Consider the following 19827-nt stretch of genomic DNA (forward strand, 5'->3'; position numbering starts at 1 on the left):
GGTTGTACGGGTCAAGCTCCCTCGCACGTGGGGTCAGGCCGCTTCGAGCGAGCCGGCGGCGCTGGCCGCGACGGCCAGGTCGGCGAGGTCACGCCGGAGCGCCACCTCGACCGCCCGGGCGGCAAGGCCACCGAGCAGCAGGGCCACCACCCGACCGTACGGATCGGTCGGCACCGCCTCCTGGGTGACGGTGACCGCGGTGCGCGGGCCGCGACGTCGTCGGGCCGGACGCAGCCGCCAGGTGATCCGGTAGTCGGCACCGGCGCCGGAGGAGCAGAGCACCAGCCGCTGGGGCGCGATCGCCTCCACCACCAGGAACTCCTCGCTGAGAGTGCCGCCGCCCGGCTGGGCGCGCTCGGCACGCCAGGCGGTTCCCGGCCCGAACGGGCCCGGGGTCAGCACCTCGACCGGACCGGCCCCGGTCAGTCGGGCGGCCCGGTCGGACAGGTCGGTCAGCAGGCACCAGACATCGACGGCGTCCGCCTCGATGAAACCGGTAACCGCGACCGTCGACATGCCACCCTCCCGTGCCACCGACGGTACGCGCGGTGCGGGCCGGACGAGGCCCCCGGACGGAATTTCCACCACCCGGAGGCCACGTTGTCCGTTCCGGCGGCTGGGTCGCACCGTTCCGCCGGTGCGACACCGGTCAGCGTTCGAAGCGACCGGACCTGATCGCCCCGACGAACGCTGTCCATCCCGGCGGGCTGACGGCCAGTGTGGGGCCGCTCTGGTCCTTGGAGTCGCGGACCGCGACCAGGCCGATCACGTCGACCAGGTTGTCCGCCACCTCCACGCAGAGTCCCTGGTCGTTGGACCGGCTGCTGGTGCGCCAGAGCGCTCCGGTGAGATCGTGCATCGTTGTTACCTCCGTGTGTGCGTCGGGACGCCCCACCACTCCACAGGGGGTGGCGGGGCGACTGATCCGCGTGATCAACGGGGTAACCGGGGTGTGGTTATCGCACAGACGGTGCGACCAAGAGTCTCGTCGATGAGACGGTCCGGCGGCGGGTGCCTCAGCGGGTCGGCTGGACCGTTCCGGTCACCTCGCCCAGGGCGATGGTGGTGCCGTCCGGCCCGGGCGCGGTGGCGGTGATGGTGACGGTGTCGCCGTCGGCGAGAAAGGTACGGCTCTCGGCGCCGACCTTGACCGGCTCGGCCCCGCCCCAGGTCAGTTCCAGGAACGAGCCGACCTGGGAGCGCTCGGGGCCGGAGACGGTGCCCGAGGCGTACAGGTCGCCGGTGCGCAGGGACGCGCCGTTGACGGTCAGGTGCGCCAACTGCTGGGCCGGCGTCCAGTACATGCCGGCGAACGGCGGCTCGCTGACCCGTTCGCCGTTCCACTCGACCGACAGCCGCAGGTCGAGCCCCAGGTGCGGCACGTCGCGCAGGTAGTCGACGACCGGCGGGTCCTGATCCGGAGCCGGCACGAAGGCGTCGGCCAACGCTTCCAGCGGCGTCACCCAGGCCGAGACCGAGGTGGCGAAGGACTTGCCGAGGAACGGGCCGAGCGGCTGGTACTCCCAGGCCTGGATGTCCCGGGCCGACCAGTCGTTGACCAGCACCACCCCGAAGACGTGATCGGCGAAGTCGTCCACCGCGACCCGGTCGCCGAGCGCGCTGGGCACACCCACCACGAAGCCGACCTCGGCCTCGATGTCGAGGCGTACCGACGGGCCGGTCACCGGACCCTCGGCGGACGCCCGCTGCCCGGTGGGCCGGACCACCGGCGTGCCGGAGACCACGACGGTCCCGGCGCGGCCGTGGTAGCCGATCGGCAGGTGCTTCCAGTTGGGCAGCAGCGGTGGCTGACCCGGGCGGAAGATCTGCCCGACGTTCGACGCGTGGTGCTCCGAGGAGTAGAAGTCGACGTAGTCGGCCACCTCGAACGGGAGCAGCATCTCCACGTCGGCCAGGGGCACCAGCAGCGGCTCGACCGCGGGCCGGTGCGCCGGGTCGGTGAGCAGCTCCACGATCCGCTGGCGGACCGCCGTCCACTGCGGACGCCCGAGCGCCATGAAGTCGTTGAGGGTGGGCCGGCCCAACGCGCCGGCGGCGAGCACCAGCCCGGCGGCCTCCGCCCCGGCCAGGTCGAACACCCACGAGGAGATGCGTACGCCGATCCGCGGCTCGTTCCCGCCGGAGGAGAACACCCCGTACGGCAGGTTCGTCACGCCGTACGGCGAACCGTCAACGCCGCTCACCCAGGTCATGCGTCGTAGCCCCCGTTAACCAGCCCCAGCCGGATCAGATCGGTAAGTGGTTCCAGGATGCTGCACGAGCCGAAGCCGACCCAGAGCGGGCGCGGCGCGTCCAGCCGTCCGTTGACGCGTTCGAGCAGCGGACGTGGATCGAGGGCGGCCAGCAGCTCGGCGACCACCCGCGCGCTCTCCCCGTCGGCGGCGGCGAGCGTCGCGGCCAGCACGTTGGCGTAGCCGTGGTGGGTGAACCCGGTCTCCGGGTCGAGGTGCCGCACCGCCTGGTGCAGCCCGGCGGTGAGCTTGAACGGCAGGTCGCGCTCGCGGCAGGCGCAGAGCACCGCCGCCAGCTCGGCCGGGGTGGGGAACAGCTCGGCGGCGAGGCCGCCGGTGCGGAACTTGGCGGCAATCGGCACGCCGTCAGCCCGGGCGGCGGCGAGCGCGTCCAGGGCACCCATCAGGCCGAAGGTCAGCGGCAGCTCGGCGTAGACGGCCTCGACGCCCGACAGTGCCTGGGTGAGCCGCAGCAGTTCGGCGAGGCCGGGCAGCGGTTCCTCCCCCCGCTTGGCGACGGCCACCTCCACCTGGCGGGCCGTGACGCCGTCGGGTGGCAGGAAGGAGAGCGCGGAGGGCAGGCGGGCGATCCCGGTGTCACCGATCAGCCCGATCACCAGGCCCGCACCTGGGTCGACGAGACCGCTCAGGTCGCCGGTCACGACGGTCGACGCGGGGACGAGCAGCGGGCCGACCAGATCCGCGTACCAGGCGGCGCGGTGCTGGCGGTGCGCCTTCAGAGCGTCGGGCAGCGTGGCGCTGCCCGGAGGGAAGACGGCGGCGTCGTCCACCAGGCCGTCGAGGAGCGCAGGCACCTGCGTTGACACGGAACAAGAATCTACGGGACGCTACAAGGAACGGACAACAGCGTCCGATTATCGGACGCCTTCGGCCGGTGAACGGGATATATCGGGAGGCGAGATGCCGTACTACCGCAACGTCGGCGAGGTGCCGCGCAAGCGCCACACCCAGTTCCGCCAGCCCGACGGCAGCCTCTACGCCGAAGAGCTGATGGGGCAGGAGGGCTTCTCCTCCGACTCGTCCCTGCTCTACCACCGGCACGCGCCCACCGCGATCCTGGCCGCCGACGAGTTCGCCCCGCCCGCGTTCACCCGGACGGCGAACCTGCCGCTCAAGCCCCGCCACCTGCGCACCCACAAGCTCGACGCCGGTGCTGCCGACCCGATCCTCGGCCGGCAGTACCTGCTCGCCAACGACGACGTGCGCATCGGGTACGTCCTCGCCGACCGGCCCTCCCCGCTGCTCCGCGACGCCACCGGCGACCACTGCCTGTACGTCGAGGCAGGCACGATGCGGGTCGAGTCGCCGTTCGGGGCGCTGGACGCGGTCGCCGGTGACTACGTCGTCATCCCCACCTCGACCATCCACCGGCTGGTCCCCACCGGCGACGCGCCCGTCCGGCTGCTCGCCGTCGAGGCGTCCGGGCACATCGGCCCGCCGAAGCGCTACCTCTCCGTACACGGACAGTTCCTGGAGCACTCGCCGTACTGCGAACGCGACGTCCGAGGCCCCGACACGCCTCTGCTCGTGGACGGCGAGGAGGTCGAGGTCCTGGTCCGGCACCGTCGCGGCTGGACCCGCCACGTCTACGCCAACCACCCGTTCGACGTGGTCGGCTGGGACGGGCACCTCTACCCGTGGGCGTTCTCCATCCACGACTTCGAGCCGATCACCGGCCGCATCCACCAGCCCCCGCCGGTGCACCAGACCTTCCAGGGCCCCAACTTCGTCATCTGCTCCTTCGTGCCCCGCAAGGTCGACTACCACCCGCAGTCGATCCCGGTGCCGTACAACCACCACAACGTCGACTCCGACGAGATGCTCTTCTACACCGGCGGCAACTACGAGGCCCGACGCGGCTCCGGCATCGAGCAGGGCTCGATCTCGCTGCACCCCTCCGGGTTCACCCACGGGCCCCAGCCAGGCGCCGCCGAACGCTCCATCGGCGCGGACTACTTCGACGAGCTGGCCGTCATGGTCGACACCTTCCGCCCCCTCGACCTCTGCGACGCGGCACGCGCCTGCGAGGACGAGGGGTACGCCTGGACCTGGGCGCGTTCTGTCTAGTCGCCGTGGGGGTTTTCGCCGGAGCCCGCCCGCTCTGGGCGGTCAGGCTTGATCCCGACGCGGGCGGGCTCCGGCGAAAACCCTGACGTGGGCGAGCTGGGTGACGCTTGTTGATCTTCTGGGTTGGGTTAGCGGACGGTTGTTCTGGTGAAGGCGGCGAACTCGGCTATCACCGTGGCGACGATGGCGAGCACCAGCGGCCACGGCGAGCCGACCATGGCGTACACGACCAGCAGCAGCGGCGCGGCCGCCACCGCGTAGATCGCCAGGGCCATCGTCCGGTCGGCGTGCAGCATGGTCGGCAGAATTGTCCGGGTGAACCCCGGAAGCCGTGCCGCGAGCTGCCACACCACGACGCCGCCGGTCAGGGCGGCGAGCACCGCCAGGACCCGGGAGAAACCGTCGTTCGTCGACGCCGCGAACGCGACCACCACCGCGGCGACCAGTGACCAGCCCGCGCCGTAGAACACCAGGCGGTGCAGGCCGTGCGCGAGGGTCCGTGGGGAGTCGATCCGGCTCGGACCGAACGTCACCATCTCGGCCATCTGCTCCAGCGCCGCAGACCAGCGGCGCTGCTCCAGGCGCAGAACGCCGACGTCGTGCCCGACCTCGGCGAGGCGGGGGTCGAGCCGCAGCGCCTCCCGGTAGGCCCGCTCGGCCAGGTCGAACAGCTCCAGCCGGGCCGCGACCAGGCTGAGCACCAGGTGCGCCGGCGGCTCCTGGGGGGCCAGCTCGACCCCACGCCAGGCCGCGTTCAGCGCCGGCTGGCCGTTGCGCGCGTCGGCCAGGATCGCCGCAGCGCTGCGCTGGGCGTACGCGTCGGCCGGCCCGAGCGCCAGCAGCCGGTCGGCGGTGGCGGCCGCGTCGGCGTACCGCCCCAGGTCGGCCAACGCCATCGCCCGCACGACGAGCGCCGGCGGGGCGTCCGGTGCGGCGGCAACGGCCGAGTCGGCGGCGGCGAGCGCGTCGGCCGGCCGGTCGGCGGCGAGATGCACCCGGGCCAGCATGGTGAGGGCGCCCGGGTCGGCGGGCTTCAGCGCGAGCCCTTCGGTCAACTCGCCGGCCGCCTCATCATGGCGGCCCAACTCGGCGAGGAGCTGGGCGCGTTCGAGGTAGCCGTCGGCGGCGAACCGGTCGGGGGCGGGATCGGTGGACATCGCGGCGAGCCTAGGCGGCCGGGGCGTCGTACACCAGCGCCACGGCGACGCCCGCCAGACCTTCCTCACGTCCGGCGAAACCGAGCCCGTCGGTGGTCGCGGCGGAGACGGCCACGGGTGCGCCGACGGCCTCGGAGAGCACCCGCTGAGCCTCTTCCCGCCGCCGGCCGATCTTGGGCCGGTTGCCGATGACCTGCACGGACACGTTGCCGATCGCCAAGCCGGCGGCCCGCACCCGGCGGGACGTCTCGGCCAGCAGCGCCACGCCGGACGCCCCGGCCCACTCGGGCTGGTCCACCCCGAAGGCGGAGCCGAGATCACCGAGACCGGCGGCGGAGAGCAGCGCGTTGCAGGCGGCGTGGGCGGCGACGTCCGCGTCCGAGTGCCCGGCGAGACCGTCCTGGTCGGGCCAGAGCAGGCCGGCCACCCAGCAGGGTCGGCCGGGCTCGAACGCGTGCACATCGGTGCCGATGGCCACCCGAGGAACGATCATGAACCGAGACTACGCGTAGAACGACCGTGCGGTCCCGCCGTGCGGTCGCGGGGCGTCACTAGCTGGTGGCGAGCAGGTGCTCCGCCAGTGCCAGGTCGAACGGACGGGTGATCTTCAGCGCGTACTCCGAGCCGGGCACACAGGCCACCGGTACGCCCTGCTTCTCGACCAGGCCGGCGTCGTCGGTGAGGGAATCACCCGCGGCGGCGTGCGCGGCAGCCAGCACGGACCGGCGGAAGCCCTGCGGGGTCTGCACGGCGCGCAGGGCGGATCGGTCGACAGTGCCCAGCACCACCTCGTCGGCGTCGACCTCCTTGATGGTGTCGACGACCGGCAGGACCGGGATCACCGCCGCCTGGCCGCCCCGGACCGCGGCGGCGACCGATTCGACCAGCTCGGGTGGGGTCAACGCGCGGGCGGCGTCGTGCACCAGGACGATCGTCGGGCCGGCCGGCACGGCCGCGAGCGCGGCGGCGACGGAGGCCTGTCGTTCGGCGCCACCGGCCACCACGGTCACCGGCGCCACCGGGGCCAGCAACTCACGGACACCCTCGACGTCTGCCGCCGGTGCGGCGACCACGATCGTGTGGACCGACGCTGCGGCGGCGAGCCGACGGACGGCGTGCACCAGCAGCGGTTCTCCGGCGAGCAGTCGCAACGCCTTGGGTCGACCGGGACCGAGGCGTACGCCGGCACCCGCCGCAGGCACGAGGACCGCGACGTCACCGCGCGGGTTGAGCTGCGCGGTCACGTCGCGGTCCTCGGTGGTTTCTTCGCTACGAAGTGGCTACGACGATGCTGTGCGGACTAGGCCTCGGTGAGGACCTTGTCGAGCAGCGTCTCCGCCTCGTCCTTGGTGCTCTTCTCAGCCAGCGCGACCTCGCCGACGAGAATGTCGCGGGCCTTGGCCAGCATCCGCTTCTCGCCTGCGGAGAGGCCCCGTTCCCGCTCCCGACGCCACAGGTCACGCACGACCTCGGCGACCTTCAGCGGGTTGCCGGAGGCCAGCTTTTCCAGGTTGGCCTTGTAACGCCGCGACCAGTTGGTCGGCTCCTCGGTGTGCGGAGCCCGGAGAACGTCGAAGACCTTACCGAGGCCCTCTTCGCCGACCACCTCGCGAACGCCCACGATCTCGGCGTTCTCAGCCGGCACCCGGACCGTCAGGTCACCCTGCGCGACCCTCAGGACGAGATATTGCTTAGGCTCGCCCTTGATGACCCGAGTCTCGATTGCCTCGATGAGTGCGGCCCCGTGGTGGGGGTAAACAACGGTCTCGCCGACACTGAAAACCATAGGTTCGAAACCCCTTTCGCTGTGTCTAGGGTAACACGCTCAGGCAACGATGTCTCACCGATGTCCTGACCGTTGGCGCAGCTCAGGGGCCCTGTGAGAGGTCTTTCTTCAGCTTGACAGGCGGTCAAACCGATGGTTCAAACACGCTCCGTGACGATCGGATGACTTCCCGATACGAGTGAACAGAACGTCGAGATCAAGGGCTATGCGCTCCTCCCATGGTATCCCGGCGTGCGGGACCGCGCCCAGATGTAGCGGGAGGTGCCCCTGGTGCGGGACCCTGGAGTCCGAGCCACACTCCGCTCTCGAGACGCTTCCTGGGGGGTCCGATGGGCAAGCCGGACGCAGAGGGCCACGGGCCATCCGACGGCCTGCCCGACCTACCACCTGAGTGGGGCCGCATCGTCGTCCCCGACGACGCCTCCGCCCTCGCCAGCGAGGCCGCCCAGGTGCGTCGTGAGCTGCGCCGGGCCACCGGCCGGTACGCCGGACGCCGGGCACTCGCCCTGCCGCTGCTCGTCCTGCTGGTGGCGGTGCTCACCACCCTGACCGGCCTGCTCGCCGTGACCTGGCCCCGCGCCGGCCGGAGCACCGACCGGCCCACCCCGGCGCCCTCACCACCACCGGTGTCGCTCACCGGTCAGGCGCTGCCCGCGCTGGACCTGGTCGACGCCCGGCAGTCGCCCGTGCCGCTCCGCGGCCTGTTACCCGCCATGATCATCCTGGTGGACGACTGCGGCTGTCCCGACGTCGTCATCGAGGCCGTGATGGCGGCACCCGCCGGCGTCACGGTGGTCACCGTGACCGAAGGCCGAGCCGTCACGACCGCACCACCCGTCGACGGCGTCCGTGCGCTGGCCGACCCCGCAGGCGGTCTGCGCTCGTTCCTGGGCCCGGGCGCCGCCAACGCGCTGCTGGTCGACCGCGCCGGCGTGGTGACCCGGGTGCTGCCCGGCATCGGGCCGGTCGACGCGTACCAGGACGACCTGACCGCCCTGGCCCGCTGAGGCGCCTAAGACGGAGGCAGCGCGACGAGCTGCGCCTCGACGTCGATGGGCCGGTCGCCGACGGCCGACAGCGACACCCGGAACGGCCCGCCGCCGGGCAGCAGCCGGGCGGACGCGAGCGTGCCGTCGCAGTCGATGCGCGGCAGGCCGACAATCTCGGCCCCGGTGCTCGTCACCGCCAGCGTGCCCGGTCGGGTGCACCGGTACTGGAGCAGGAAGCGGGAACCATCGTCGGACGCCTGCCGGGTCCGCTCCTCGCCGGGCGCCAGCTCCCGCTGCTCCCGCCAGATCGTGCCGCGGAACGAGGGCAGGTCGCTCCCGGGGACGAGAACCCCCACGTCGGCCCCGAGGTCGGTGCTCGCATCCGAATCCAGTTCGATCACCCGGCCACGGTCGCCGCCCATCCGGATGCTCTCGCCGGTCTGCGGGTCCACCCACACCGCCACCCGGTCCTCGGGCACACCACTGGCCAGGATCCGCTCCAGTTCGGTGCTGACGCTGGGCCCGACCACCGGCGCGGCCCCCGGGGCGGGCGCGGTGGCATGCCACCACCAGCCGCCGACCGCGAGCGCCGCCAGGGCCGCACCGACCAGCACCGCCGACCGCAACCGGTCGTCCGCCCCCGCATCCATGGAACGAGCGTACCGGTCGGGTCGCTGGCGTTCACTCCTGTCGATCGAGCAGGACGGCGTACAGGGTGAGGCCCGGACCGAACGCCAGCATGACCACCCGCCGAGGCGGCGGCGTGGAACGACCCAGCCGGTCCAGGATCAGCAGAACCGTCGGGGACGAGCAGTTGCCGTGCTCGTCCAGCGTCGCCCGGGACGCCGCCAACGCCTCCGGCGGCAGAGCCAACTCGCGCTCGACCACGTTGAGGATCCGCGGCCCGCCCGGATGCACGGCCCACCCGTCCACATCGGAGATGGTGCCGCCGTGCCGGGCCAGCAGGTCGTCGACCAGGCCGCGCACGTGCCGGGAGAGGACCTGCGGAACCTTCGACGACAGCCCCATCCGAAAGCCCGCGTCCGTGACGTCCCAGGTCATGTGGTCGGCCGTCGAGGTGTCAGTGACCGAGGCGACCTCGCGCAACGCGTACCCCCGGCCGCCGGGCACCACCACGGCGGCGACGGCGGCGTCCGAGAAGAGCGCGTGCGAGATGATCTGCTGGGTGTCGACCCGGGCCGTCGACGGCTGGATGTGCAGGCTGGTCAGCTCCGCGCAGAGCAGCAACGCCGGCCGACCCCGGGCGGTGACGAAGTCACTCGCCGCGCCCAGCCCCGGAAGCGCCGCGTAGCAGCCCATGTGGCCGACGAACATGCGCTGGGTGTCCGCCGCCATGCCCAGGTCGCGGGCGAGCAGGATGTCCAGCCCCGGGGTGGCGTACCCGGTGCAGGAGCAGACGATGAACATCCCGATGTCGCCGGCGTCCAGACCGGCGGCGGTCAGCGCGCGCCCCACCGCCTCCTTGCCCAGCGGTAGCGCCTCCACCTGGTAGCGACGCATCCGGCGCTCGGTCGGCCAGTCCGAGACGTCCTCGAGCAACGGGTTGACCGCGGCCTGCCGTCGGGTCACCCCCGAGTTCGCGAAGATCCGTTCGGCCAACGCCCGGGTGCTGCCGGTGAAGTGCCGGGAGAAGAAGCCCTCCCACAGCTCGTCCTGCGAAGCGGACGGCGGCTGCGCTGTCCCGAGCCCCGCGATCACTGGTACGGACACGATCCCCACCTCTCGTCAAACGCTGTCCTCCCCCTGGCCGTCCCACCGGCCACCTCGGCCGGCCGCACCCTCGTACGTTTCCCGCGACACCCGCTCACCAACGCGGTGCCGATCCGTCGCGGTCCGGGTCCCCGCCCAGCGCGGCGATGCCCAGCCAATCGGCGCAGACGTCCGACGTGGCCGGGTGCAGTGAGCCGCAGCGGGCATCCCGGTAGAGCCGTTCCAACGGGTGGCCACGACGGGTCGCCGAGGTGCCGGCCGCCTCCAGCATCGACGCCGCCACCTCGGCGGCCGTCGTCCCCGCCAGCAGCTTCGCCCGCCACACCCAGCGGTTGGTCTCCGCGTCGCCCGGCTCGTCGTCCACCCGGCGGGCAGCCTCGGCCACCGCCAGCTCGGCAGCAGCCGTCGCCGCGTCCGCCCGGCCCAGCCGCGCGCGCACCGCCGGCAGGCCGGCCAGGTTGCGGGCGTTGAGGTGCTCGGCCGCCGCGTCAATGGCCGCCCGCGCCACCCCCACGTAGACGGCCGCGTAGCTGGCCACCAGCCAGTGCGGCATGAGCTGGGCGATCACGAGGGCCAACCCCTCCACCCCACCGAGCAGCCGGTCGCCCGGCACGGTGACGTCCAGATGCAGGTCGTGCGACGAGGTGGCCCGCATGCCGAGGGCGTCCCAGGTCGGCTCGACGCTCAGACCGTTCCCGGCCGGCACCAGGAACTGCGACACCGTCGACTGGTCGGTGGCGCTGCGCGCGGCCACCAGGTAGCCGTCGGCGTGCCCGGCACCGGAGCAGAAGGTCTTGCTGCCCTTGAGGTGCCAACCGCCGTCGGTCGGCTCGTAGACCGTGCTCAACTGCGAGAGGCGCGCGCCGGTGCCCCGCTCGCTCATCGCGACGCCGTACCAGGCGCCCTGGGCAGCGGCGGTGAGCAGCCGGTCCCGGGCGGCCAGCGCCTCGTCCGACACGCCCAGAGCCTCGGCCAGCTCCTCGGTGACCGCGCCCAGCGCGCCGGTCACCGAGGCGTGCATGTTGAACACCAACGCTGTCGCGCCGTTGCCCCGGGCCAGCTCGGTGGCCACCGCGGTGTAGTCCGCGAAGCTCGCGCCCAGGCCACCGAGAGCGCGCGGGACCATCAACCCGAAGAGGCCGGCCTCCCGCAGGTCACGGAAGTCCTCGGCCGGGAAGGAGCCGTCCCGGTCGTGCTCCGCCGCCCGCGCGGCGAACCGCGGCGTCAATCGGCGGGCCGCCTCAAGCGCGTGCACCGTCATATCGCTCCCTCCTCGGCGTCCCATACCCCGCCACGAGCCGACTATCCTCTGCGGACCCCCTGGCCCTGGTAGAGCACGGCGGTGGACCGGGTCGGCACGATGCGCGGGGCACGACCGGTCGACGGCACACCCGGTGTCCGTGCCGCGCGGGCCCGCCGCACCAGCCAGGCGAGCAGCCCCCCGACCTGTGGCCGGATCCCGCGCAGTCGCAGCTCGACACCGTGCCGGGCGCACTCGGCCACCAACGTCCTGGCGTCCACGAACAACCGTGGATCGTGGATGCCACGCGGCACCGTCGGCAGCCGCTCGGCGATCCGCACCGCGACCAGGCGGGCCAGCGCCGTGTCGTTGAGCGTGTCCAGCACGAGCAGGCCACCCGGGCGCAGCAGGCGGCACGCCTCGGCCACCGCGCGCGGCCAGTCCGGCACGTGTTCCAACAGCTCGCCGGCGGAGACCACGTCGGCGCACCCGTCGGGCAGCGGCACCGCCGTCGCGTCACCCTGCACCACGCGTACGCCGTGCCCGGCGGCCTGGACCAGCGCCGAATGGGTCAGGTCCACCCCGACGTGCCGGTAGCCCTTGCCGGCCAGGTGCGGCGCGAGCAGACCGGCGCCGCAGCCCAGATCGACCAGGACCGCGCCCGGACGGGTCGTCGGCGGTACGAGCGCCGCGCGGGCCTCGGCCAGCCAGTGCAGCATCGCGAACGCGCCATCCGGCCGCCACCACTCACCGGCCAGGTCGTCGTACTGGCGCGGATCGTTGCGCGACAGCACCCGCTGAGCGGTCGACGCCACGTCTCGCATGGCTTCGAGCGTGGCACGACTGCTCGGTAACGACCAGACTTCCCTTATGTCGTCGAGGGTGTTAGGGCTGGTCAGGGCGAGCCATCCGGAACCGGCCGCCGCGGTGACCACAGTGTCCGGTCTGCTGGCCTGGGGAGTGGGGCACCGGCCCTGGGGAATCGTCTCCGTCGTGCTCGCGGTACTCGCCAGCCAACTCGCCGTCGGCTGGACCAACGACGCGTTGGACGCCGAGCGGGACGCCACGGTGGGGCGTACCGACAAGCCGGTCGCCGCCGGCGCGGTGGGCAGGCGCGTCACGGCCTGGGCCGCGGTGGTGGCCGCGCTGGCCTGTCCGCTGCTGGCGCTGACCACGAACCCCCGGGCGGCCCTCTGGCTCACGGTCGCCCTGGTCTCCGCGCTGCTCTACGACTGGCCGCTCAAGGCCACCGTCTTCTCGGTCCTGCCGTACGCCGTCTCCTTCGGCGCGCTGCCCGGCTTCGTGGTGCTGGCGCTACCCGGCGAGCCGACCCCACCGCTCTGGCTGCTGACGGCGGCGGCCTGCCTCGGTGCCGGCGCGCACTTCGCCAACGTGCTGCCCGATCTCGCCGACGACGCCCGCACGGGCGTACGCGGCCTGCCGCACCGCCTCGGCGCGGCGGGCAGCCGGGCGGCCGCGGCCGGACTGCTCCTCGCCGCGACCGCCGTCCTGGTCCTGGGACCACCCGGGCCGCCGTCGGTCCTCGGGCTCGCGGCGGTCGGCACGGCCGCCGTCGTGCCGCCACTGAGTTGGTACGCCGGCCGCTCGGCGGCCCGGGCGGGCCGGCGGCCGGTGGCCGCCTTCCGGGCGGTGATGCTGGTGGCCCTCATCGACGTCGTGCTGCTGGTGGCGAGCGGTCGGGTGGTGTGAGGGCACCCCGGAAGGGGTGGCATTGCCGGGTCCCCGTGCGGGCCTCGATCAGCTCCAACTACCCTGGAGCGCGGTCTGCGCGGGTATGGCCACCTCCCCCGGCGTGCGCCCGGGTGGGGATCGTAACGAGGAGGACCGACGTGACGCGCTCGATCAACCGATCCCGGCGGGCGGCCCTGCTGCTGTCCGGAGTCGCGGCGGCCACCAGCCTGCTCGCGTCCGGCTGCGGCGCTGGCCAGATCGCCGAGACGGCTTTGAAGGAGCCGTCGGTCCAGGGCGTCAACCTCACGACCCCGAACGGCGCCTACTCGGTGCGTGGCCTGCTGGTCACCTACCCCGGCACCGAGGGTTACCGGGCCGGCCAGGACGCCCCGCTCAACGCGGTGATCTACAACGACTCGAAGAGCACCGTGACGGTCACCGTCACCACCCAGAGCGCCCGCGAGGTGCTGATCTCGGGTGGCTCGGCCAGCCCGACGCCGTCCGCCTCGGAGTCGGCCTCGGCCAGTCCGTCGGGTTCGGCCAGCCCGTCCGCGACCCCGTCCGAGACCGGCTCGTCGTCGGCGACCCCGTCCGCACCGGAGTCGGCGCGGGCATCGGGTTCCGCCAGCGCGGCCGCGCCGGGTCAGCCCGCTCGCATCGAGCTGGCTCCGCTGAGCTACCTCCAGCTCAACTCGGAGGCCACCTCGCAGCTGCGGCTCGTCGGCCTGACCGAGGCGTTGCGGTCCGGTCAGAACGTCGTCGTGACCTTCGACTTCGGCAACGGCAACACGGTCACCGGCCCCGCGCCGATCGCGGTGCCGCTCACCCCGGCGGCCCCCGCCTCGCCGATCATCGAGCGTGAGGGCGGCTACGAGGGCAACGAGGGCGGCACGACCCACGAGTGAGCCCGATCCTCGACTACGGAACACCCCGGCGTGGGAACCACCACGCCGGGGTGTTTTCGTCGTACGAGGCGGCTAGCGTCCTGATGTGACCACCTCCCGATCGACCTCCGGCCGTGGCGGCGCGGCAGGTGCGCCCCGCGCCCGGTCCGCCCCCCGCGAACCGCGCCCGGCGTACGAGTGCGACGCCTGCGGGCACCAGCCGCCCAAGTGGGTGGGTCGCTGCCCGGAGTGTGGCGAGTGGGGCTCGGTGGTCGAGTCGACGGTGACCGGGCCGACCGTCTCCGGTCGGGTGGTCAGTTCGCGGATGCCGGCCGAGCCGGCCCGGCCGATCGCCACCATCAGCGCGGCTCCGGCGCGCGCCCGGCCGACCGGTGTGAGCGAACTGGACCGGGTGCTCGGTGGCGGCCTGGTGCCCGGGGCGGTCGTGCTGCTCGCCGGCGAGCCCGGCGTGGGCAAGTCGACCCTCCTGCTCGACGTGGCGCAGCAGTGGGCGGTGGGCGCCGGCAGCCCGTCCCTGGTGGTCAGCGGGGAAGAGTCGGTCAGTCAGGTCCGGCTGCGCGCCGAGCGGATGGGCACCCTGCACGACCAGCTCTACCTGGCGGCCGAGAGCGACCTGGCGTCGGTGCTCGGGCACCTCGACGCGGTCAAGCCGGGCCTGCTGGTGCTCGACTCGGTGCAGACCATCTCGACCACCGGCACCGAGGGTGTGCCGGGCGGCGTGACCCAGGTCCGCGCGGTCACCGCCGCACTGGTCTCGGTCGCCAAGGAGCGGGGCATCGCGACCGTGCTGGTCGGGCACGTCACCAAGGACGGCCAGGTGGCCGGACCGCGCGTGCTTGAGCACCTGGTCGACGTGGTGCTGCACTTCGAGGGCGACAAGCACTCCTCGCTACGGCTCGTACGCGGCGTCAAGAACCGGTTCGGGGCGGCCGACGAGGTGGGCTGCTTCGAGATGCACGAGGGCGGCATCAGCAGCCTGGCCGACCCGTCCGGGCTGTTCCTCACCCGCTACTCCGAACCGGTGCCCGGCACCTGCGTGACCGTGGCGATGGAGGGGCGGCGGGCACTGGTCACGGAGGTACAGGCCCTGATCGGCGCGACGGTGGCCGGCTCTCCCCGCCGTACCGTCTCGGGCCTCGACTCGGCCCGCCTGGCCATGGTGCTCGCGGTCCTGCAACGGCGTACGGAGCGGTTGACCCTGCACGACCGGGAGGTGTTCGCGGCCACCGTCGGCGGCATCCGGGTGGTGGAGCCGGCAGCCGACCTGGCCGTCGCGCTGGCGGTCGCCTCCGGCGGGCTCAACCTGGCGATCGCGCCGCACCTCGTCGCGATCGGCGAGGTGGGGTTGACCGGCGAGGTGCGCCGGGTCGGTGCGGTGCCGCGCCGGCTCGCGGAGGCCGCCCGCCTGGGGTTCAAGGTGGCGCTGGTTCCGCCGGGGTGTGGCCCGGAGAGCACCGGTGCGGGGCCGCATCAGATGCGGGTGACCGAGGTCACTGACGTGCGCTCAGCTTTGCACCACGCGGCCCGCGCGTCCGCCGAGTGACTCAGCGTGCCGACGCCAACGGCGATAACGGACAGCATCGCCGCAAGTGGAAACGGTTCGAAGGGCGGCATCGTGACACATCACAGTAACCACGACAGCACCCACCGCACGGCAGTCCGTAGACTGTGCCCGTGCCGATCGACCGCGATACCACCAAGCCTGCCGGAGCGCCGCCCCAGGCCCGCACCGGCACCGTGGGCTCGCCGGCCCGCCCGATCAGCGTGAGCGTGACCGCCGCTGCCGGGAGCGCGGGCGATCCGCTGCGGGCAAATCTCGCCCTGATGGCGCCCGGCACCGCGCTGCGCGACGGGTTGGAGCGCATCCTGCGGGGTCGCACCGGCGCGCTCATCGTGCTCGGCTACGACAAGGTCGTCGAGGGTCTCTGCACCGGCGGCTTCGCGCTGGACGTCGAGTTTTCCGCGACCCGAGTCCGGGAGCTGTGCAAGATGGACGGCGCCGTGGTGCTGTCCAGTGACGGCACCCGCATCGTCCGGGCGGCTGTGCACCTGATGCCCGACCCGTCCATCCCGACGGAGGAGTCGGGCACCCGGCACCGCACCGCCGAACGGGTCGCCCGGCAGACCGGCTACCCGGTGATCTCGGTCAGCCAGTCGATGCGGATCATCAGCCTCTACGTCAACGGTCAGCGGCACGTCCTCGACGACTCGGCCGCGATCCTCTCCCGGGCGAACCAGGCGCTGGCCACCCTCGAGCGCTACAAGCTACGGCTGGACGAGGTGTCCGGCACGCTCTCCGCGCTCGAGATCGAAGACCTGGTCACGGTGCGGGACGCGGTGGCGGTGGTGCAGCGGCTGGAGATGGTCCGCCGGATCGCCGACGAGATCGCCGGCTACGTCGTCGAGCTGGGCACCGACGGTCGACTGCTCGCTCTGCAGCTCGACGAGTTGATGGCCGGCGTCGACGCCGACCGCACGCTCGTCATCCGGGACTACCTGCCCGTCGGCCGTAAGTCCCGCACCCTGGACGAGGCGCTGGTGGAGCTGGATCTGCTGGGCGCCACCGAGCTGATCGACCTGGTGTCGGTCGCCAAGGCGATCGGCTACCCGGCCGCATCGGACGCGCTGGACGCCGCCGTCAGCCCGCGCGGCTTCCGGCTGCTGGCCAAGGTTCCGCGCCTGCCGGTGGCCGTGGTCGACCGCCTGGTGCTGCACTTCGGCAGCCTTCAGCGGCTGCTGGGCGCGACCGTGGAGGATCTGCAGGCCGTCGAGGGCGTGGGCGACGCCCGCGCCCGGGGCGTCCGCGAGGGCCTGTCCCGGCTCGCCGAGGCATCCATCCTTGAGCGGTACGTCTGATCCGCCGCCGATCCGGCTGGCCGGAGTGCCGACTCAGCCGGTGATCGTGATCTTCACGGGCTCGCTGTACTTGGTGCCAACCCGGGCGAACACCTGGTACGTCCCCGCCGGCGCGAACGGCCCCGCGGCCAGCCCCGCGCCGTCGCACCGGCTGGTGTCCCGTCCGTTCCAGCCTACCTGGTAGGAGCGCTCGAACCCGGGCGTGAACGACTGCACATCCGAGCCCTGGACCTTGCCGCAGGTGTCGGACGACCACACCTTCTCGGCACCCGCCTTGATGAAGATCTCCTGGAGGTCGGCGCCGACGTTACGGCTGCACGTACGCTGCGAGGTGTTCTTGATCTTCAGTTGGAGGTCGACCACCGCGCCGCGCTGCGCCGAACTGGGCCGCGCCGCCGACGTCACGCTGATCTCCGCGTCAGTGCAGGTGCCGTCGTCGACCGACCCGGCGGCCGAGTCTGGCGGTGGGTCATTGGTGGTGGCTCCGGGGCCGGGGTCCGTGGCGTCCGGATCGGCGGACGGCTCAGTGGCATTCGGCGCCGTCGACCCGGACGCCGACGGAGCCCTCGACTGGGGGGTCAGCACCGGCCCCACCGCCCCCGGGCTTGACGTCGGAGTCGGCGTCGAGCCGGCCCGTGGGTGACCGCCGGAGCGACCCGAGCCGGTGCAGGAGTAGAGCACGACAATCAGGAAAAGCAGCACCGCTCCGAATACGACGGCGCGACGCCGCCAGTACACGGCGGGTGGCAGGGGGCCGACCGTCAGACGCATGATGCCCCCCACCGTAGTCGCGCCGCACCCACCGGCGGGTCACGACGCGCCGGAGCGTCAGCGGGGCAGCCCGAAGAACCTCCACTGAGGACGGACGGACCGACGTCCGGCCGCCCGGTCAGAGATAGACCTTGCGCTGGTAGACGGCGTGCGCGCCGGCCACCCGGTCCAGAAAGAGCAGCCCCTCGCAGTGGTCGATCTCGTGCTGCAACGCCCGCGCCTCGAAGCCGTCCGTCACCAGTCGGACCGCCGCCCCCGTGCCCGGAAGGGCACCCTCCACGACGAGCCGACTCGCCCGCTTCACGTCCCCGGTCAGGTCCGGCACGGACATGCAGCCCTCCCGACCCGGCTTCCATCGGGTCGCCTCGACCACCCGGGCGTTACACAGCACGAAGGTGCCGTGCACGGTGACCGCCTTCGGATGGCCCGTCACGTCGACGGCGAAGACCCGGGCGCCCACGCCGACCTGCGGCGCCGCCAGACCCACGCAGCCCGGCGAGACCCGCATCGTCGCCACCAGGTCGGCGGCCAACCGGATGATCTCCTCGGCGGTGGGATCGACGTCGCCTCCGGCCCGGCTCAGCACCGGGTGCGGGGCCGATACGACGGTCCGCACCTCACCCGCCACCGCCAGCGACTCCGGCGTCCACTCCCCCAGACCGGCGTACGCCTCGCCCTGCCCGTCGCTCACAGCAGATCCGGGTCTGCCGGCCGGAGGGTGACCTCGACCCCCACCTCGGCGGCCGTCCGGTGCAGCCTTTCGGTCAACGCCTCGACGACCCCCGCCGGCAGCTCGACCTCGGCCAACACCACGTAGAGCGAACCGGCCAGCCGGGTGCTCAGGTCGGTGACGTTGCCACCGGCGTCCACCAGCACCCGGGTCATCGCCGCCACGATGCCCATCCGGTCCGACCCGTGCACCGCCAGCACGTACGGCTCGCCGGCCGGCGCCACCTCACCGTCCGGCGTCACCGCGCGTACGGTCGCCAGAAGTTGCCCCTCGGTCGCCAGCGGCGCCAACGCCGCCCCCACCTCGTCGGCGGCCGGGCCGGTGCAGATGAGGGTCATCGCGAAATGCCCCCGCAGCCGGGTCATCGTGCTGTCGGTGAGGTTCGCGCCCAGCCGGGCCAGCACCTCGGCGACGTCGGCCACGATGCCCGGCCGGTCCCGGCCGATGACGGTGATCGCGAGCTCGTTCATCCGCGCATTCTGCCCGATCCGTCCACCAGCACGGCGACACCCTGCCCGAGCCGCCCAACCAGCGGGACCGGACCGCGTGACATCATCGACGACGCCATGACTCAACCCGATTTCGCCACACTGGTCAGCCGATGGTTCCAGCAGCACGCCCGTGACCTGCCGTGGCGGGAACCCGACGTGACCCCGTGGGCCATCCTGGTCAGCGAGGTCATGCTCCAGCAGACGCCGGTGGTCCGGGTGGTGCCGGCCTGGCACGCCTGGCTGGCCCGCTGGCCCGACCCGGCGGCGCTGGCGGCGGACACCCCGGCCGAGGCGATCCGCATGTGGGGGCGGCTCGGCTATCCGCGCCGCGCGGTCCGGCTGCGGGAGTGCGCGGTGGCCATCGTGGACCGGCACGGCGGCCAGGTGCCCGACCGGCTCGAACAGCTACTGGCGCTGCCCGGCGTGGGCACGTACACGGCACGCGCGGTAGCCGCGTTCGCGTTCGGGCAGCGACACCCGGTGGTCGACACCAACGTCCGACGGGTGGTCTGTCGAGCCGTGGCCGGTGAGCCGGACGCCGGCCCGGTCACCCGCCCGGCCGACCTGGTCGCCACCGAGGAACTGCTGCCCCCGGAGCCGGCCGCCGCCGCGCTGGCCAGCGCCGCCTTCATGGAGCTGGGCGCGGTGCTCTGCACGGCCCGCGCACCGCGCTGCACGGCCTGCCCGGTCGAGTCGGTCTGCGCCTGGCGGGCCTCCGGGCAGGAGCCACCGACCGGCCCCACCCGCCGCCCCCAGCGGTACGCGGGCACCGACCGACAGGTACGCGGACTGCTGCTCGGGGTGCTCCGGGACACCACCGGGCCGGTCCCGCACCAGCGCCTCGACCAGGTGTGGACCGACGACGTGCAGCGCGCCCGCGCACTGGCCGGCCTGGTGCAGGACGGACTTGTGGAGCCGGTCGGCGCCGACTCGTTCCGGCTCGCCGGCGACGGCCCGTCGACCCCCACCGCCAACCTGACCACCTGACCCGCCGGGCCTTCGGGCCCTCAGTGCTCAAGCCCCGCGCCCCACGCCCCACGCCCGGGCGTCAGATTGCGCTCGATCCTGGAGCTTGTCTCATCCTGTTTGGGCTGTTCAGGGGGGATTGACAGGCTGCGTGGAGTAGTCGCGGTGCTGGT

At 73.0% G+C, this 19827-nt stretch carries 22 protein-coding genes; 7 read left to right on the forward strand and 15 right to left on the reverse strand.

What is annotated here, in order from left to right:
* Positions 1–33: 33 nt before the first annotated feature.
* From ACLQ25_RS21735 to ACLQ25_RS21750, 4 genes are all read right to left on the reverse strand, one after another.
* Positions 34–516 (reverse strand): SRPBCC family protein, encoded by a 483-nt coding sequence (locus ACLQ25_RS21735; RefSeq protein ID WP_425732639.1) that lies wholly within the window; start codon positions 514–516, stop codon positions 34–36.
* Positions 517–649: 133 nt separating this feature from the next.
* Positions 650–859, reverse strand: coding sequence for a DUF397 domain-containing protein (locus ACLQ25_RS21740; protein WP_355050986.1), 210 nt, complete (start codon positions 857–859; stop codon positions 650–652).
* Positions 860–1016: 157 nt separating this feature from the next.
* Positions 1017–2213 carry a fumarylacetoacetase gene (gene fahA / locus ACLQ25_RS21745; RefSeq protein ID WP_425732640.1) on the reverse strand — a complete coding sequence of 399 codons (1197 nt, stop codon included), beginning with the start codon at positions 2211–2213 and terminating at the stop codon, positions 1017–1019.
* Positions 2210–3079 (reverse strand): hypothetical protein, encoded by an 870-nt coding sequence (locus ACLQ25_RS21750; RefSeq protein ID WP_425732641.1) that lies wholly within the window; start codon positions 3077–3079, stop codon positions 2210–2212. The genes fahA and ACLQ25_RS21750 overlap by 4 nt, the downstream gene beginning before the upstream one ends.
* Positions 3080–3173: 94 nt before the next feature.
* Between ACLQ25_RS21750 and ACLQ25_RS21755 the strand changes: the two genes are divergently transcribed.
* On the forward strand, positions 3174–4340 hold the full coding sequence (locus tag ACLQ25_RS21755) for a homogentisate 1,2-dioxygenase (protein WP_425732642.1): 1167 nt from the start codon (positions 3174–3176) through the stop codon (positions 4338–4340).
* A 128-nt stretch (positions 4341–4468) separates the two neighbouring features.
* On the opposite strand, the gene ACLQ25_RS21760 is transcribed toward ACLQ25_RS21755, so the two are convergent.
* From ACLQ25_RS21760 to ACLQ25_RS21775, 4 genes are read right to left on the reverse strand one after another with little or no spacing between them, the layout of a single operon-like run.
* The gene (locus ACLQ25_RS21760) at positions 4469–5497 is read right to left on the reverse strand and encodes a tetratricopeptide repeat protein (protein ID WP_425732643.1); all 1029 of its coding nucleotides are present in this window, start codon (positions 5495–5497) and stop codon (positions 4469–4471) included.
* Positions 5498–5507: 10 nt separating this feature from the next.
* Positions 5508–5990 carry a 2-C-methyl-D-erythritol 2,4-cyclodiphosphate synthase gene (gene ispF / locus ACLQ25_RS21765; RefSeq protein WP_425732644.1) on the reverse strand — a complete coding sequence of 161 codons (483 nt, stop codon included), beginning with the start codon at positions 5988–5990 and terminating at the stop codon, positions 5508–5510.
* Positions 5991–6048: 58 nt separating this feature from the next.
* Positions 6049–6741 carry a 2-C-methyl-D-erythritol 4-phosphate cytidylyltransferase gene (gene ispD / locus ACLQ25_RS21770; RefSeq protein WP_425732645.1) on the reverse strand — a complete coding sequence of 231 codons (693 nt, stop codon included), beginning with the start codon at positions 6739–6741 and terminating at the stop codon, positions 6049–6051.
* A 56-nt stretch (positions 6742–6797) separates the two neighbouring features.
* Positions 6798–7283, reverse strand: coding sequence for a CarD family transcriptional regulator (locus ACLQ25_RS21775; protein ID WP_007073334.1), 486 nt, complete (start codon positions 7281–7283; stop codon positions 6798–6800).
* 329 nt (positions 7284–7612) lie between these two features.
* On the opposite strand from ACLQ25_RS21775, the gene ACLQ25_RS21780 reads away from it, so the two are divergent.
* Entirely contained in the window at positions 7613–8290 is a 678-nt protein-coding gene (locus tag ACLQ25_RS21780; RefSeq protein ID WP_425732646.1) for a hypothetical protein, read from the forward strand.
* A gap of 5 nt (positions 8291–8295) precedes the next feature.
* Here ACLQ25_RS21780 and ACLQ25_RS21785 read toward each other — a convergent pair whose 3' ends face one another.
* The 4 genes from ACLQ25_RS21785 to ACLQ25_RS21800 form a co-directional block, all read right to left on the reverse strand.
* Positions 8296–8922 (reverse strand): hypothetical protein, encoded by a 627-nt coding sequence (locus tag ACLQ25_RS21785; RefSeq protein ID WP_425732647.1) that lies wholly within the window; start codon positions 8920–8922, stop codon positions 8296–8298.
* A 31-nt stretch (positions 8923–8953) separates the two neighbouring features.
* Entirely contained in the window at positions 8954–10012 is a 1059-nt protein-coding gene (locus tag ACLQ25_RS21790; protein WP_425732648.1) for a type III polyketide synthase, read from the reverse strand.
* Positions 10013–10097: 85 nt separating this feature from the next.
* Entirely contained in the window at positions 10098–11264 is a 1167-nt protein-coding gene (locus ACLQ25_RS21795; protein ID WP_425732649.1) for an acyl-CoA dehydrogenase family protein, read from the reverse strand.
* Between the two features lie 41 nt (positions 11265–11305).
* Complete coding sequence (locus ACLQ25_RS21800) at positions 11306–12067, reverse strand: methyltransferase domain-containing protein (protein WP_425732650.1); 762 nt, start codon at positions 12065–12067, stop codon at positions 11306–11308.
* A 46-nt stretch (positions 12068–12113) separates the two neighbouring features.
* Between ACLQ25_RS21800 and ACLQ25_RS21805 the strand changes: the two genes are divergently transcribed.
* From ACLQ25_RS21805 to disA, 4 genes are all read left to right on the forward strand, one after another.
* A complete protein-coding gene (locus ACLQ25_RS21805; protein WP_425732651.1) occupies positions 12114–12953 on the forward strand; it encodes a UbiA family prenyltransferase in 840 nt (279 codons plus the stop codon).
* A 140-nt stretch (positions 12954–13093) separates the two neighbouring features.
* Positions 13094–13840 (forward strand): hypothetical protein, encoded by a 747-nt coding sequence (locus ACLQ25_RS21810; protein ID WP_425732652.1) that lies wholly within the window; start codon positions 13094–13096, stop codon positions 13838–13840.
* Between the two features lie 85 nt (positions 13841–13925).
* A complete protein-coding gene (radA, locus tag ACLQ25_RS21815; RefSeq protein ID WP_425732653.1) occupies positions 13926–15383 on the forward strand; it encodes a DNA repair protein RadA in 1458 nt (485 codons plus the stop codon).
* Between the two features lie 131 nt (positions 15384–15514).
* On the forward strand, positions 15515–16696 hold the full coding sequence (gene disA / locus ACLQ25_RS21820; RefSeq protein ID WP_425732654.1) for a DNA integrity scanning diadenylate cyclase DisA: 1182 nt from the start codon (positions 15515–15517) through the stop codon (positions 16694–16696).
* Positions 16697–16729: 33 nt separating this feature from the next.
* On the opposite strand, the gene ACLQ25_RS21825 is transcribed toward disA, so the two are convergent.
* The 3 genes from ACLQ25_RS21825 to ACLQ25_RS21835 form a co-directional block, all read right to left on the reverse strand.
* Positions 16730–17467, reverse strand: a complete 738-nt coding sequence (locus ACLQ25_RS21825) for a hypothetical protein (RefSeq protein ID WP_425732655.1) — start codon at positions 17465–17467, stop codon at positions 16730–16732.
* A gap of 118 nt (positions 17468–17585) precedes the next feature.
* Positions 17586–18158 carry a peptide deformylase gene (locus tag ACLQ25_RS21830; protein WP_425732656.1) on the reverse strand — a complete coding sequence of 191 codons (573 nt, stop codon included), beginning with the start codon at positions 18156–18158 and terminating at the stop codon, positions 17586–17588.
* Positions 18155–18667 (reverse strand): glycine cleavage system protein R, encoded by a 513-nt coding sequence (locus ACLQ25_RS21835; protein ID WP_425732657.1) that lies wholly within the window; start codon positions 18665–18667, stop codon positions 18155–18157. Before ACLQ25_RS21835 ends, ACLQ25_RS21830 begins: the two co-directional genes overlap by 4 nt.
* 96 nt (positions 18668–18763) lie before the next feature.
* On the opposite strand from ACLQ25_RS21835, the gene ACLQ25_RS21840 reads away from it, so the two are divergent.
* Positions 18764–19675 (forward strand): A/G-specific adenine glycosylase, encoded by a 912-nt coding sequence (locus tag ACLQ25_RS21840; RefSeq protein ID WP_425732658.1) that lies wholly within the window; start codon positions 18764–18766, stop codon positions 19673–19675.
* Positions 19676–19827 lie beyond the last annotated feature (152 nt).

Source organism: Micromonospora sp. DT44, from assembly GCF_049841635.1.
Lineage (GTDB): Bacteria > Actinomycetota > Actinomycetes > Mycobacteriales > Micromonosporaceae > Micromonospora.